The sequence below is a fragment of the Microvirga soli genome, from assembly GCF_016734765.1.
Classification (GTDB): Bacteria; Pseudomonadota; Alphaproteobacteria; order Rhizobiales; family Beijerinckiaceae; genus Microvirga; species Microvirga soli.
The window spans coordinates 16413-30876 of record NZ_JAERQE010000017.1 but is presented as its reverse complement, the minus strand read 5'-3'; the positions used below and the strand labels follow the sequence as shown (position 1 = coordinate 30876).

The window sequence follows — 14464 nt, the reverse complement described above, 5'->3', positions numbered from 1 at the left end:
ATCAATCCGATGCTTCTTCCATACATGAGAGCATCGTTGAAGCGGAAAACCGGGTTCACTTTTCCGCACGATGCTCTTGTCACGAAAAAGCCGGAGCAGTTCACCTGCCCCGGCTTGATTGTCAATGAAGGCGAGGCTTACGAGCCCTGCTTCTTCACGCCCTTCTCGTCGAAGTAGCGCTGCGCGCCCGGATGCATAGGGACCGGCATGCCCGAGAGTGCACTTTCCAGCTTGATGTCCTTGGCGGCGGCATGCGCCGCGGCAAGATCAGGCAGGCTCTCATAGATCGCCTTGGTCATCTGATAGACGGTCTCGTCCTTCACGCCGGAATGGGTGACGAGATAGTTCACGACGGCCGCCGTCTGCACGGCAGCGGTCTGGCCGCCATAGGTGTTGGCCGGGATCGTCGCCTTGATGTAGGGCGTGCCGACCTTGTCCACGACGGCCGCCGGGATTTCCACCACGACGATTGGCACCGAAGTGGCGAGGTCGCGGATCGAGGACACGCCGAGGCCGGCGGATTGCAGGGTGGCATCGAGCTGGCGGTTCTTCATGAGCTCGACGGATTCGCCGAAGGGCAGATACTCGACCTTGCCGAGATCCTTGTAGGTCAGGCCCGCGCCCTGAAGGATAGCCCGGGCGTTGAGCTCGGTTCCGGACTTCGGCGCGCCGACGGAGAGGCGCTTGCCCTTGAGGTCGGCCAGCGACTTGATGCCGGATTCCTGCGTGGCCACGATCTGGATATAGTTGGGATAGATCGCCGTGATGCCGCGCAGCTTGTCCTGCTTAGCTTTGAAGCCGGCCTCCTCGTCGCCGGCCCAGCCCATGGCGAGGCTGTCGCCGAGGGTGAAGCCGATCTCGCCCTTGCCCTGCTGCAGAAGGGTGAGGTTCTCGACGGACGCCTTCGTGGCCTGGACCGACGGACGGGAGCCCTGCACCTTGTCGCTGAACACCTTGGAGAGAGCGACGCCCAGCGGGTAATATACGCCGGAGGTGCCGCCGGTCAGGACATTGATGAAATCCTGGGCCTGGGCCGGGATGCTGGCCCCGGCCAGCACGACGGCGGCCGCAGCGCCGATGAGGCGGCGCATGATTGTTCGATGCATAGCGTACTCCCTAATTTACGGCCCAGTCATCGCTGTGCCTGTGTGTGGGGCTACTTTGACCGCTGACGAAGATTTCTCAAGAGGCTAAGAGGGACTTAATCCTGCCACCTTGGTCGGTAGGGGTGCGTCCCTCCACAGATACATGCGCTTAATCCATGATCAATCGTCGCCAGTTCCTCCAGACCGCAACCGCCACGGCCGTCCTGGCCGCTCAGGGCTTTTCCGCCCCGGCCCTGGCGCAACAGGGCTTGAAGATGGGAGCCCCCTCCCCCTTCTCGTTCGAGGAATTGAAGAAGCGGGCGCAGGACATGGCACGCTCGCCCTACGTGGCGCCGCCGAGCCCCTCTCCCGAGGTGCTCTACCAGATCGACTATGACGCCCACGGCAAGATCCGGTTCAAGACCGATCTGGCGCTCTGGGCCAATGGCCCCAGCGAGTTCCCGGTTACCTTCTTCCATATGGGCCGCTTCTTCCAGAAGCCGGTGCGCATGCATGTGATCGAAGGCGGTCAGGCGCGCGAGATCGTCTACGACAGCGACTACTTCGACATGCCGGCGGATTCGCCTGCCCGGAAGCTCCCGGACAATTCCGGCTTTGCCGGCTTCCGCTTCCAGGAGGCCCGCACGGGCAAGCTCGACTGGAAGAAGAACGACTGGGTGGCCTTCCTCGGTGCCTCCTATTTCCGCGCCATCGGTGAGCTCTACCAGTACGGCCTCTCGGCCCGCGGCCTGGCGGTCGACGTGGCCGTGTTCGGGAAGAACGAGGAATTCCCCGATTTCACCCATGTGTATTTCGAGACGCCTCAAGCAGGCTCGAACACGGTCACGATCTATGCCCTGCTCGACGGTCCGAGCGTGGCCGGCGCCTATCGCTTCGTGATGCAGCGCGCCTCCGCCATCATCATGGACATCGACAGCGCCCTCTACATACGCCAGGACGTGAGCCGCTTAGGGCTGGCCCCCCTCACCTCCATGTACTGGTATTCGGAGAAGGCCAAGGCCACCGGGGTCGACTGGCGTCCGGAGATCCACGATTCCGATGGCCTGGCCATGTGGACCGGGACCGGCGAGCGCATCTGGCGGCCCCTCAACAACCCGCCCCGCATCATCACCTCGGCTTTTACTGATGAGAACCCGAAGGGGTTCGGCCTGCTCCAGCGCGACAGGAACTTCGACCATTACCTGGACGGCGTCTATTATGACCGCCGTCCATCTCTCTGGATCGAGCCGCAAGGCACCTGGGGCCGTGGCTCCATTCAGCTCGTCGAGATCCCGACCGATGACGAGATCCACGACAACATCGTGGCCATGTGGGTGCCAGCCGATCCAGTCCGTGCCGGTCAGGCCCTTGAGCTGCGCTACCGCATGCACTGGTCGGCCGAGGAGCCCTATCCGACGCCGCTGGCCCGGGTCGTCGCCACCCGCTTCGGCAATGGCGGGCAGGCCGGCACCAACCGGCCGAAGGGTATCCGCAAGTTCATGGTGGAATTCATCGGCCAGCCCCTGACCCGGCTGCCGAGCGGCGTGATCCCCAAACCCGTGCTTAGCGCCTCCCGGGGCGAATTCTCGAACATCCTCACCGAAGCCGTGCCCAACAACGTGCCCGGCCACTGGCGCACCCAGTTCGACCTGACCGTGACCGGAAACGAGCCGGTGGAGATGCGCTGCTATCTGCGCAACGAGAACGAGGTCCTGAGCGAAACCTGGCTCTACCAGTATCATCCCGCGTTCTGACATTAACCCTGCAAAACCATATCGTTGAAAGGGGCGTATAAAATACTATACGCCCCTGGAAATCGCCCGCGGATGGGTTTATGTAGGAGGCCATGTCACATGGCCATCACCATCACAGCCACACGCATGCCCACGAGCATCGGGCGGTTGCCGCCGCTCCGACCTTCTCGCTCCTGCGCCTCTCGGTTGGACAGCGCCTGGCCGGAACGGCCGTCGTGCTGGCGGGGTTATGGCTGATGGTTATCGGCGTGATGGGATAACGCATGTCCTCAACATCCACTGCCATCCGGTTCGACGAAGTGACCCTCGGTTATGGCCGCAGGCCCGCCGTGCATCACCTCGATGGCGAGATCCCGGCCGGCAGCCTGATGGCCGTGGTCGGTCCCAACGGGGCCGGCAAATCCACCCTGCTCAAAGGCATCGTCGGGACGCTCAAGCCGCTTGACGGTCATATCCGCCTCAAGGGCCCCGCCTCGGGCATTGCCTACCTGCCGCAGGCCGCCGAGATCGACCGCTCTTTCCCGCTTTCGGTCTACGACTTGGTCGCCATGGGTCTCTGGTCCCGCTCCGGGCTGTTCGGCGGCATCGCGCGCCGCGACCGCACCAGGATCGAAGAGGCGCTGGCGGCCGTGGGCCTGATCGGCTTCGAGCGCCGTCCCATCTCCACCCTGTCGGGCGGGCAGATGCAGCGGGCGCTTTTCGCTCGCCTTCTGCTCCAGGATGCCCCGGTCATTCTGCTCGACGAGCCCTTCACGGCCATCGACGCCAAGACCACCGCCGACCTGCTCGATCTCGTGCGTCGCTGGCATGACGAGGCCCGTACGGTCGTGGCCGTGCTGCACGATCTCGACATGGTCAAACGCACCTTCCCGCAGACCCTGCTCATCGCCCGCGAGCCGGTGGCCTGGGGCGAAACCGGCGAGGTCCTGAGCCCGGAGAACCTCCTGAAGGCCCGGCGCATGGTCGAAGCCTACGATCCGCACGCGGACGTGTGCCACCGCAGCGCCGCATAAGGCCGTCCATTCCCATGCTCGACCTGATCTACGCACCCTTCGCCGAATTCGAGTTCATGCAGCGCGCCCTCGTGGGCGTGATCGCCATCGCCTTGGGCGGCGGCCCGGTCGGCGTCTTCCTGATGCTGCGGCGCATGAGCCTCACGGGCGATGCCATGGCCCATGCCATCCTGCCCGGCGCTGCCGTCGGCTATCTCCTGGCCGGTCTCTCCCTGCCGGCCATGACGGTCGGTGGATTGTTCGCCGGCGTGATCGTGGCGGTCGCGGCGGGCCTCGTCTCGCGCTTCACGGACCTGAAGGAAGACGCGTCGCTCGCAGCCTTCTATCTCCTGTCCCTGGCGCTCGGCGTCACCATCGTGTCGCTGCGCGGCTCGAACGTGGACCTGCTGCACGTGCTCTTCGGCACGGTCCTGGCGCTCGACGACAGCACGCTCCTGCTGCTCGCCTCCATCTCGACTGCCACCGTGCTGGCCCTGGCGGTGCTCTATCGCCCGCTCGTGCTCGAATGCGTGGACCCGATCTTCCTGCGGTCAGTGAGCCGAGCCGGAACGCCGACGCACCTGATCTTCTTAGGTTTGGTCGTCATGAACCTCGTCGGCGGCTTCCACGCGCTTGGCACCCTCCTGGCCGTGGGCATGATGATGCTCCCGGCGGCCGCTTCCCGCTTCTGGACCAGCGACATCACCATGATGATGATCGTCTCCATAGCGGTCGGCATCGTGTCCGGCCTGAGCGGCCTGCTGCTCTCCTTCCATGCGGAACTGCCCGCAGGCCCGGCGATCATTCTCTCGGCCGGCGCCATCTATGTGATGTCCCTTGTGCTCGGCCGCGAGGGCGGCCTGCTGTGGCTCGCCTGGCCCGGCCGGCATCTGGAAGCCTGACCTCTCAAAAGGATCGAACAATGCTGACGAGACGATCTGCCGTGTCCCTGCTGGCAGGATGCCTGACCCTTGCCGCGTCCTCGCTTCCCGCAGCGGCACAGACTACCGAGAAGCTGAAGGTCGTGGCCAGCTTCTCGATTCTCGGCGACATGGTCCGCAACGTGGGCGGCGAGCGCATCGAGCTAGTGACCCTCGTCGGCCCCAACGGCGACGCGCATGTCTATTCGCCGACACCGGCGGATGGGCGCCGCCTGACGGAAGCGAAGGTCGTATTCACGAACGGCCTGAAATTCGAGGGCTGGATCGACCGCCTCATCAAGTCCTCCGGCACCAAGGCCGCCCGGGTCGAGGCCGCCAAGGGCGTGACGCCGCTGAAGGGCGAGGATGGCCACGGGCATGGACACCACGATCACGGCGGCTCCGATCCGCATGCCTGGCAAAGCATCGGCAATGCGAAGATCTACGTGGCGAATGTCCGCGATGCGCTGATCGCCGCCGATGCGGCGGGCAAGGAAGCTTATGAGGCCAATGCGGGTGCCTATCTCAAGCAGCTGGACGAACTGGAAGCAGAGGTGAAGAGCCTGGTGGCAAGCATCCCCGCCGAGCGCCGTCGGATCATCACCTCCCACGACGCTTTCCGCTATTTCGAGGCGGCCTACAGCATCGACTTCGTGTCGCCCCAGGGTGTCTCCACCGAGTCGGAAGCCTCTGCCAAGGACGTGGCCCGCATCATCCAGCAGATCAAGCGCGAGAAGATCGGCGCCGTCTTCGTGGAGAACGTCTCCGACGCCCGCCTGATGGAGCGGATCGCCAAGGAAACCGGCGCCAAAATCGGCGAGCGGGTCTATTCCGACGCCCTGTCTGAGCCGAACGGCCCCGCCGGCACTTACATTGATATGATGCGACACAATATAAGAGCTTTCAGCGCGGCTTTGTCGAGCTGACTGTTTCCTACCCTCCCCTTTGAGGGGGAGGGTCGCGAGCATCGTGAGCGGGGTGGGGTGGAAACTCGACCTCCCGGTGTTCGTGCCACCACCCCACCTCGGCCTGTGCGGCCGATCCTCCCCCTCAAGGGGAGGATGAACGTTGCGGACCACATCCGATGACCGACAAGATTCCCGTTACCGTCCTCACAGGCTATCTCGGCGCCGGCAAGACCACCCTCCTCAACCGCATCCTCACCGAGCAGCACGGCAAGAAATACGCCGTGATCGTCAACGAGTTCGGCGAGATCGGCATCGACAACGAGCTTGTCGTCGGCGCCGACGAGGAAGTGTTCGAGATGAACAACGGGTGCATCTGCTGCACCGTGCGCGGCGACCTGATCCGCATCCTCGACGGGCTGATGAAGCGCAAGGGCAAGTTCGACGCCATCATCGTCGAGACCACGGGCCTCGCCGATCCGGCCCCTGTGGCCCAGACCTTCTTCATGGACCAGGATGTGTCCGACACCGCCCGCCTCGACGCCGTGGTGACGGTGGCCGATGCCAAGTGGCTGTCTGACCGGCTCAAGGATGCGCCCGAAGCCAAGAACCAGATCGCCTTCGCGGACGTGATCATCCTCAACAAGATCGATCTCGTGTCCGAGCAGGAACTTGCGGAGGTCGAGGCCCGCATCCGCGCCATCAACCCCTATGCCAAGCTGCATCGCACGCAGAATGCGGCGATTCCCATCTCCGAGGTGCTCGACCGCAAGGCCTTCGATCTCGACCGCATCATGGAGATCGAGCCCAGCTTCCTGGAGGGAGGCCATCACCATCATCACGACGAGGAGATGCAATCCGTCGCCGTGCACCACGATGGCGAGGTCGACCCGGAGAAGTTCATGCCGTGGATTTCGAACCTGACCCAGGTCGAAGGCCCGAACATCCTGCGCTGCAAGGGCATCGTGGCCTTCCCGAACGAGCCGAAGCGCTTCGTGTTCCAGGGCGTTCACATGATCCTGGACGGTGATGTGCAGGGTGAGTGGAAGCCGGGCGAGAAGCACACCTCCAAGGTGGTGTTCATCGGCCGCGACCTGAATGAGAAGGCGATCCGGGAAGGCTTCCTCGCCTGCGCGGCGTGAGCGATTGGGAGGGCTTGCGGCTCAACCGGCAGCCGCAGTCCCCTTCGCCATGCAGTCCCTGACGTAGGTTTTCCGGGCTGCCATCATCTGCTCGCGGACCTCGGGGAGCGTCCTGACGCCGGTCCTGTAGGTCAGGCGGGCATCCCTCTCGCAGGCGGCCTTCAGAACCTCCCTCGCCGATTTGACGTCGCCCTGCTCCTGGGCGGCAAGACCCACGGGCATGGTGATCGCGATAGTGAGGGTGATCAGAGGCAGGATCCGCATTATGTCGCTCATGATTCTAAGAACGCGCATCATGGGTCTCGCGTCCCGGCGGGTCGAAGGCGCAAAGGTCTTAGCTCTTACGGACACAGGGCCGGCATAACCGCTTTATGACGACTTGCCCCGGTTTTACGGAATTGTGCTATGGGCAGCCCATCTGAAGGAATTGCGCGATGACTGCTGGTACCGCCCCATCTTTGACCCAAAGCGTGACGCCGCTCGATACGGGCGCGCATGTGACGGCCATCGGCTGGCTGAAGGGCACGGTGGCCTTCGGCCTTGGCGACGGCGGTGTCATGTTGGCAAAAGATGGCGAGAGCCATCGGGTGGAGGCCCATCCCGATGCGGGGATCCTGGTCGGAGCCTGCGACGGCGAGCGCTTCGTCACCGGTGGTGACGATGGCCGCGTCGCGGTCACGGGAGCCGACGGCTCCACCAAGACCCTGGCGGAGAGCAAGGGCGCCTGGATCGACGCGCTGGCCGTCAATGCGGGCGGCGCCTTCGCCTATGCGGCCGGCAAGAAGGTCATCGCCCGCGACGACAAGGGACGTGAGAAGATCCTCGAGGTTCCCTCCACGGCCCGCGGGCTTGCCTTCGCGCCCAAGGGCTACCGGCTGGCGATCTCCCACTACAACGGCGCCACCCTGTGGTTTCCCAACGTGGAGGCCAAGCCCGAGGGGCTCGAATGGAAGGGCTCGCATATCGACGTCACCTGGTCACCGGATGCCCGCTTCGTGGTGACCTCCATGCAGGAGAACGCGCTCCACGGCTGGCGGCTCATCCCCGACAAGGGGCACATGCGCATGAGCGGCTACCCGTCGAAGACACGCTCCTTCGCCTGGTCGGGAGACGGAAAGTGGTTCGCGACCTCCGGGGCGGAAGCCGCCATCATCTGGCCCTTCGAGTCGAAGGAAGGCCCCATGGGCAAGGCGCCGCGGGAATGCGGCGTCAGGCACGCCAAGGTCAGCCGGGTGGCCTTCCATCCCAATACCTATGTGCTGGCGGTCGGCTATGAGGACGGCTGCATCCTGCTCATTCGCCTCAACGATGCCTCGGAGCTTCTCGTGCGCCCCGCCGTTAAGGAGAGCGGCATCACGGCCATGACCTGGGACAAAGCCGGCAAGCGCCTCGCCTTCGGATGCGAGGACGGCCAGGCCGGCATCCTGACCCTGCCCACATGAGGTCGCCGGTGGCTCTCTTCGGCGCCTTCATGCGGGGGACCTTCGGTCTGCCCAAACCCGACAGGCAGGAGGTTGAGCGCGTCAAGGAGCTCGCCCGCTCGACCCTTCAGCTCTCACCCGATACAGCCTTTGCGGTCAACGAGATCGCCTGCAACGACCCCGGGTGCCCCGGCCTGGAGACAGTGATCCTCGTTATGGAGCCGGGCCGGAAGACAAGGGCTCTCAAGATCCCCAAGCCCCTCGACGAAGTCGTGGAACAAGATATCCTCACCGCGATCGAGGGCTGAGGAGGCTAAGCTTGTCCCGGATCGTCCGCATCGTCGCCTTCGGTCTCGGGCTGTTCGGGGGCGTCACAGCCTCGCAAGGGCCCGAATTCGCGCAGCAATACCGTCAGCGCCTCGGCGGCGCAGTGGACGAGCTGCGGCAGGTAATCACGCGCTTCGACACGGATGCTCAGGTGAGCGGGGAGACGCGGGAGAGCGCCATCGCGCGCCTGCGTTCCAACGCGGACGATTTCGTCAGCCGCCAGGGCGCCGCCATGCAGGGCAATGTGGAGCGCCTGGGCCGCCTCGAATCCCACCGCACGGCGATGCTGGAATTAGGTCCCTTTTCCCGCATTGCCTTGATGGTGCGCGATGGCGACACGGATATCCTGGAAGCCGTCTCCCGCGATTTCGAGCCGGCCGTGCCGGTCACGGAGGAAGGCGTCTTTTCCGCAGCCGCCGGCTTCATCGCCGTCTGGGGCGGCCTGCTTCTGCTCTCGGGTTTCCTGCGCAGCCTCTTCCGGCGTCGTCGCCAGCAGCAGAAATCGGTTCAGGCCTCGCGCTCCGGCTTTCCGGCGAGCACTACATAAAATCCGAGACCATCCTGCGCCGGCAGGGTCTGCAGCCGGTCGATCCAGCCGCGCTTCTTGGCCTCGAGCAGCGCCTTGCCGACCGGCTGGAACAGCGTCTCGCCACCGCCCTCCGGCGGCGGATCGAGCCTGATGGCGACCGCTTTGACCTGCGCGAAGCGGCTGCGCTCCAGCATGTCCTGGATCGAAGCCGCCGCCTTCTCCCGTGAGGCACCGCGCAGATCGAGCACGCTGTCGGCATCCGTGACGCCAAGTCCGCCGCGGAGTTTGCTGGCGTAGAATTCGTCGAAATGGGGCATGCGCGACCTGTTCTGTGTCGATCCTGGCCGACCGATGGAGTCGGCCAGGATCTCTATCCTTAACGCACCAGAACGTTCCGGAACTGCCACGGATCGGACGAATCGATGTCCTCCGGGAAGAAGCCAGGGCGGTCCGTGAGCGGGGTCCAGTCGGTATAATAACCCTTCACCGGTCCGAGATAGGGCAGCTGCACTTCGAGGCAGCGGCGGTAATCCATCTCGTCGGCTTCGACGATGCCGGCTTCGGGATTCTCCAGCGCCCAGACCATGCCGGCGAGCACCGCGGAGGTCACCTGGAGGCCGGTGGCGTTCTGGTAGGGCGCGACGCGACGCGTCTCCTCGATGGAAAGCTGCGAGCCGTACCAATAGGCGTTCTTGCCGTGGCCGTAGAGCAGCACGCCGAGTTCGTCGATACCGTCGACAATCTCGTTCTCGTCGAGGATGTGCTGCGTCTCCTGGAACTTGCCGGCACTGCCGAACATCTCGTGCAGCGAGAGCACCGCCTCGTTGCAGGGATGGTAGGCATAGTGGACGGTCGGGCGGTAAACGGCCTTCCCGTTCTCGCGCACGGTGTAATAATCCGAGATCGAGATCGACTCGTTGTGCGTGACCAGGAACCCATATTGCGAACCGGGCGTCGGGCACCAGGTGCGCACGCGGGTGTTGGCGCCGGGCTGGAGCAGATAGATCGCCTGCGCGTCCGGCCCGAGCGTGCCGGCATTCTCCGGCATCCATTGCTCATGCGTGCCCCAGCCGAGCTCGGCCGGCTGCAGGCCTTCCGACACGAAGCCGTCCACCGACCAGGTGTTCACGAAAACGCCCATGGGCTTCTCGGATTTGGCGCGCTGCGTATCGCGCTCGGCTATGTGGACGCCCTTCACGCCCACCTTCTGCGCCAGATGCGCCCAGTCCTCGCGGCTTTTCGGCTCGTCATAGGTGACCCCAAGATCGCCCGCGACGTTCACCAGGGCCTGCTTGACGAACCAGGACACCATGCCCGGATTGGCGCCGCAGCAGGACACCGCCGTGGTGCCACCCGGATTGCGCTTGCGCGCCGCCATCGTGATCTCGCGCAGGGCATAATTCGTGCGCGATTCCGGGCCTTTGCTCTTGTCGAAGTAGAAGCCAGGCCAGGGCTCGTTGACGGTGTCGATGTAGAAGCAATTGAGCGAACGGCACAGCTCCATGATGTCGACGGAGCCGGTATCCACCGAGAGGTTGACGCAGAAGCCCTGCCCGCCGCCTGCGGTCAGCAGCGGCGTGAGCAGCTCACGGTAATTGTCCTTCGTCACGGCCTGCTGGATGAAGCGGATGCCGCGCTCGTCGAGGAGCTCCTTGTGCTTCTCCTGCGGATCGATGACCACGAAGCGGCTCTTGTCATAATCGAAGTGGCGTTCGATGAGCGGCAGGGTGCCCTGGCCGATCGAGCCGAAGCCAATCATGACAATAGGGCCGCTGATGCGACCGTGAACGGGCCAAGTGGTCATCATTAATTCTCCTAACGTGGAAGCCTGGAATAGGCTGAGATGTCTCCGGTTTGAACGGTTCCGGGCGCATCTAGGATTGCAGGGCCCTCGGGGTCAATGCCCGGAGCCGTTTCTCTGCGGATGGCATCCCTGCCATGCGGATTTGCCCCTCGACATCGTGCAACAAAGCTTCATGATGGCCAGCCTTGGCATCTTCAGGCTGACCGCGACCGATGAAATTTCACGACCTCCTCACGCGCCATGGGCGCGTGATCGGCCTGGGCTTCGCTCTGACATTCCTGTCCTCTTTCGGACAAACCTTCTTCATCTCCTTGTCGGGACCCGATATCCGCAATGCTTTTGGCCTGACCCACGGCGCCTTCGGCTCCATCTACTCTCTGGCGACTCTCTCCTCGGGCCTGCTGATGATCTGGGTCGGCAGCGTCATCGACCGCGTCGACATACGCCTCTACGCCACCACAGCCATGTTGGGCTTGGCGGTGGCGGCTCTCAGTCTGTCGCTCGCGCCCAACGTGATCATGCTGGGCCTGAGCCTGTTCGCCCTGCGCCTCTTCGGCCAGGGGATGCTGAGCCATGCGGGTGTGATGAGCACCGCACGCCTCGACGAGGGCGTGCGCGGGAGGGCGCTCGGCGTAGCCGCCCTGGGCTTTCCAGCCGGTGAAGCCATTTTTCCAGCTGCTGCCATCGCGCTGATCGCGGCCATCGGCTGGACCGGCGCATGGCGCAGTGTTGCCTTTGCCATCATCGTGGCTCTCGGGCTTGGCTGGGGTCTCGGATTGCTCATCAGGCGCAAAGACCCGGATCTTCAAGGATCCGCGCGCAAGAAGGCCTCAGACGAAACAGGACCGCGCTGGAGCGACATCTTACGCGACTGGCGCTTTCTCGCGCTCATTCCCACCATGATCGGTTACCCGGCCATCATGACGGCCTATTTCTTCCACCAGCGCTTCATTGCCGAGGTGAAGGGCTGGTCGCTGGAGCTTCTCGCGAGCAGCATCACGCTCTTCGCCTTGGTCTCCGTGGTCGTTGCCATGTCGGCCGGCAGCTTCGTCGATCGATTCGGGGCCGTGCGGCTCAGCCATTTCTACTTGGCAGGCATGACGGCGGCTTCCCTCACGCTGGCCCTGTTCGACGCACCGTTTCTGCCGCTCGTCTTCTTCGCGCTGATCGGCCTCACATCCGGTTGCACCAATGTGGTGATCGCAGCGGTTCTCGCTGAGTTGTTCGGCACCACGCATCTCGGCAAGATCCGTGCTCTGGCGGGCGCCATCATGGTGGTAGCATCCGCCGCGACTCCCGGCGCCATCGGCATTCTGTTCGATGCCGGAATTAGCCTGGAGGCAATCTGCCTCGGCTTTGTCGTCTACATGCTGGCGGCAGCAGCCGTCACCTTCGTGCTGCCCAATCCGAGAGCCGCACGGTTGCGGCCCTCGGAAGGGTAGCGTTTAGTGGGTCGGGCGCAGACCGGCCAACGCGCCCTGCGCAGCAGCAGCCACGAGCGCGCCGAGATCCGGCTTCTGCTCGAAAGCGCCGGTCGCAGAGACGAGACCGCGTGCGCCATCGAGCGCACCCGCCTCTAGCTCCAGCGCGAGGAAGCGGCCGCGCTCGTACGGACCCGGCAGCCAGAGCGAGCCGGTCTTCTCCGTGGAGAAGCCGAAGCGCTCGTAATAGGGCGCATCGCCCACCAGCAGCACGGCCTTGTGGCCGAGCTGACCGGCACGCGTGAGCGCCTCGCGCATCAGCTTTCCGCCGAGACCGAGGCTCTGGACGGACGGATCGATGGCGATGGGGCCGAGCATCAGCGCCGCACGGTTCGGGCCGGCCGAGACATGCCACAGGCGCACCGTGCCGATGATTTCACCGTCGCGGTCGATCACCAGCGACAGGCCGTCGGCCGGCATCCTGCCCTCGCGCAGGCGCTCGCAGGTCTTCTGGAACCGGGCGGGTCCGAAGCAGGTATCGAGCAGCGCCTCGCGCGCATCGACATCGTGGAAGGTTTCTTCGCGAATCGTGATCATGGCCGTGGCCTCCCAAAACACGTGGGGTGAGCGACAGCCCTCGCACCTGTTCAGAACAAGAACAGGCCGTCCGGGACAACTTGGGTGAGGTTGATGCCTGCCTCAAATCACTGAGGCAGGCGGGACGTGAGTTAGATCACGTAGGACTTCAGCGGCGGGAAGCCGTTGAATGCGACCGCCGAGTAGGTGGTCGTGTAGGCGCCCGTGCCTTCGATCAGCACCTTGTCGCCGATCTCCAGCGAGACGGGGAGCGGGTAAGGCTCCTTCTCGTAGAGAACATCGGCCGAGTCGCAGGTCGGACCGGCGAGCACGCACGGCACCTTGCGGTCGTGGTCGCGCTCGCTGACGATCGGGTAGCGGATCGACTCGTCCATCGTCTCGGCGAGACCGCCGAACTTGCCGATGTCGAGATAGACCCAACGCACCTCGTCCTCGTCCTGGCTCTTCTTCGAGATCAGGACGACTTCGGCCTCGATGACGCCCGCATTGCCGACCATGCCGCGGCCCGGCTCGATGATCGTCTCCGGGATGCGGTTGCCGAAGTGCTTCGACAGCGCCTGGAAGATCGACTCGCCATAGGCTTCGACCATCGGGACCGTCTTGAGGTACTTCGTCGGGAAGCCGCCGCCGAGGTTGACCATCGACAGGTGGATGCCGCGATGCGCGCATTCACGGAAGATCGCGGAAGCCGAACCGAGAGCCTGATCCCAGGCCCCCGTGTTGCGCTGCTGCGAGCCCACGTGGAACGACACGCCGTAAGCTTCCAGGCCCTGACGATAGGCATGCTCCAGCACGTCCACGGCCATCTCGGGCACGCAGCCGAACTTGCGGGAGAGCGGCCACTCGGCGCCGGCGCCGTCGCACAGGATGCGGCAGAACACCTTCACCTCGGAAGCCTCGACGCCAGCCGCCACGGCCGCGCGGGCGATCTTCTCGACCTCGACCTCGCAGTCGACCGCATAGAGGCGCACGCCAAGCTCGAGCGCACGAACGATGTCGCGCTCCTTCTTGATCGTGTTGCCGAACGAGATGCGGTCGGGCGTGGCGCCGGCGTCGAGCGCGAGCTGGATCTCGACCACGGACGCCGTGTCGAAGCACGAGCCGAGTTCGGCCAGGAGCTTGAGCACCTGCGGATCCGGGTTCGCCTTCACGGCGTAGAACACACGCGTGTCGGGGAGCGCACGGGCAAACTTCGAGTAGTTGTCGCGCACGACCTCGAGGTCGACGACCACGCACGGGCCGTCCTCACGTCGGTTGCGCAGAAATTCACGGATGCGCTGAGTCATGGCGCTCTCCCCACCAAAGGTTCAATGGAGGTCTTGTGGAGCCTCCGGATTGAAATTCAGACGATCAGGGAAATCCTGCCGTCCGGCGTCAGCGAGGGAAGATGGCATCCCGCTTCGTGCGATGGAGACACGACGAGCGCGATGGGCTCTTCACCCGACGATGCTGCCTTGGATTGGATGGGGATACTCCATCCGCACGCCTGGCAATGATAAACAAGCCTCTTCGGTGTTGACCTTTGGAGGGCCAACGAGACCAAAAAAGCCCGTTCGTCGTTGCTTTA

At 64.3% G+C, this 14464-nt stretch carries 16 protein-coding genes; 10 read left to right on the top strand and 6 right to left on the bottom strand.

All coding sequences use genetic code 11. The features are described from left to right. Nucleotides 1–137: 137 nt before the first annotated feature. Nucleotides 138–1094, bottom strand: a complete 957-nt coding sequence (locus tag JKL45_RS15590; protein WP_376771041.1) for a TAXI family TRAP transporter solute-binding subunit — start codon at nt 1092–1094, stop codon at nt 138–140. Nucleotides 1095–1261: 167 nt separating this feature from the next. On the opposite strand from JKL45_RS15590, the gene JKL45_RS15585 reads away from it, so the two are divergent. The 6 genes from JKL45_RS15585 (at nt 1262) to JKL45_RS15560 (ending at nt 6798) form a co-directional block, all read left to right on the top strand. Then, nucleotides 1262–2839 carry an OpgD/OpgG family glucan biosynthesis protein gene (locus JKL45_RS15585; protein WP_201862427.1) on the top strand — a complete coding sequence of 526 codons (1578 nt, stop codon included), beginning with the start codon at nt 1262–1264 and terminating at the stop codon, nt 2837–2839. A 92-nt stretch (nt 2840–2931) separates the two neighbouring features. Further along, on the top strand, nt 2932–3099 hold the full coding sequence (locus JKL45_RS15580) for a hypothetical protein (protein ID WP_201862425.1): 168 nt from the start codon (nt 2932–2934) through the stop codon (nt 3097–3099). Between the two features lie 3 nt (nt 3100–3102). Further along, the gene (gene aztA, locus JKL45_RS15575; RefSeq protein WP_201862422.1) at nt 3103–3852 is read left to right on the top strand and encodes a zinc ABC transporter ATP-binding protein AztA; all 750 of its coding nucleotides are present in this window, start codon (nt 3103–3105) and stop codon (nt 3850–3852) included. Between the two features lie 14 nt (nt 3853–3866). Next, complete coding sequence (locus JKL45_RS15570; protein WP_201862421.1) at nt 3867–4733, top strand: metal ABC transporter permease; 867 nt, start codon at nt 3867–3869, stop codon at nt 4731–4733. Nucleotides 4734–4753: 20 nt separating this feature from the next. Next, on the top strand, nt 4754–5677 hold the full coding sequence (locus JKL45_RS15565; RefSeq protein ID WP_201862419.1) for a metal ABC transporter substrate-binding protein: 924 nt from the start codon (nt 4754–4756) through the stop codon (nt 5675–5677). A gap of 158 nt (nt 5678–5835) precedes the next feature. Continuing rightward, a complete protein-coding gene (locus tag JKL45_RS15560; protein WP_201862416.1) occupies nt 5836–6798 on the top strand; it encodes a CobW family GTP-binding protein in 963 nt (320 codons plus the stop codon). Nucleotides 6799–6819: 21 nt separating this feature from the next. On the opposite strand, the gene JKL45_RS15555 is transcribed toward JKL45_RS15560, so the two are convergent. Then, nucleotides 6820–7062, bottom strand: coding sequence for a hypothetical protein (locus JKL45_RS15555; RefSeq protein WP_201862414.1), 243 nt, complete (start codon nt 7060–7062; stop codon nt 6820–6822). A 170-nt stretch (nt 7063–7232) separates the two neighbouring features. Here JKL45_RS15555 and JKL45_RS15550 point away from each other — a divergent pair, with 170 nt between their 5' ends. From JKL45_RS15550 to JKL45_RS15540, 3 genes are read left to right on the top strand one after another with little or no spacing between them, the layout of a single operon-like run. After that, nucleotides 7233–8240 carry a WD40 repeat domain-containing protein gene (locus JKL45_RS15550; RefSeq protein WP_201862412.1) on the top strand — a complete coding sequence of 336 codons (1008 nt, stop codon included), beginning with the start codon at nt 7233–7235 and terminating at the stop codon, nt 8238–8240. An 8-nt stretch (nt 8241–8248) separates the two neighbouring features. Continuing rightward, a complete protein-coding gene (locus tag JKL45_RS15545; RefSeq protein WP_201862410.1) occupies nt 8249–8527 on the top strand; it encodes a hypothetical protein in 279 nt (92 codons plus the stop codon). 11 nt (nt 8528–8538) lie between these two features. After that, nucleotides 8539–9093: a DUF2937 family protein gene (locus JKL45_RS15540; RefSeq protein WP_201862408.1), complete on the top strand. Its 555-nt coding sequence runs from the start codon at nt 8539–8541 to the stop codon at nt 9091–9093. Here the strand turns inward: JKL45_RS15540 and JKL45_RS15535 are convergent. Beyond that, entirely contained in the window at nt 9054–9392 is a 339-nt protein-coding gene (locus tag JKL45_RS15535) for a hypothetical protein (RefSeq protein WP_201862406.1), read from the bottom strand. The genes JKL45_RS15540 and JKL45_RS15535 overlap by 40 nt on opposite strands. A gap of 59 nt (nt 9393–9451) precedes the next feature. Then, entirely contained in the window at nt 9452–10879 is a 1428-nt protein-coding gene (locus JKL45_RS15530; protein ID WP_201862533.1) for a homospermidine synthase, read from the bottom strand. 212 nt (nt 10880–11091) lie between these two features. On the opposite strand from JKL45_RS15530, the gene JKL45_RS15525 reads away from it, so the two are divergent. Next, nucleotides 11092–12321 (top strand): MFS transporter, encoded by a 1230-nt coding sequence (locus tag JKL45_RS15525; RefSeq protein ID WP_201862404.1) that lies wholly within the window; start codon nt 11092–11094, stop codon nt 12319–12321. A gap of 3 nt (nt 12322–12324) precedes the next feature. Here JKL45_RS15525 and JKL45_RS15520 read toward each other — a convergent pair whose 3' ends face one another. Together JKL45_RS15520 and JKL45_RS15515 are read right to left on the bottom strand one after the other, a co-directional pair. Then, on the bottom strand, nt 12325–12897 hold the full coding sequence (locus JKL45_RS15520) for a GNAT family N-acetyltransferase (protein WP_201862402.1): 573 nt from the start codon (nt 12895–12897) through the stop codon (nt 12325–12327). 131 nt (nt 12898–13028) lie between these two features. Then, on the bottom strand, nt 13029–14183 hold the full coding sequence (locus JKL45_RS15515) for a type III PLP-dependent enzyme (RefSeq protein WP_201862400.1): 1155 nt from the start codon (nt 14181–14183) through the stop codon (nt 13029–13031). Nucleotides 14184–14464 lie beyond the last annotated feature (281 nt).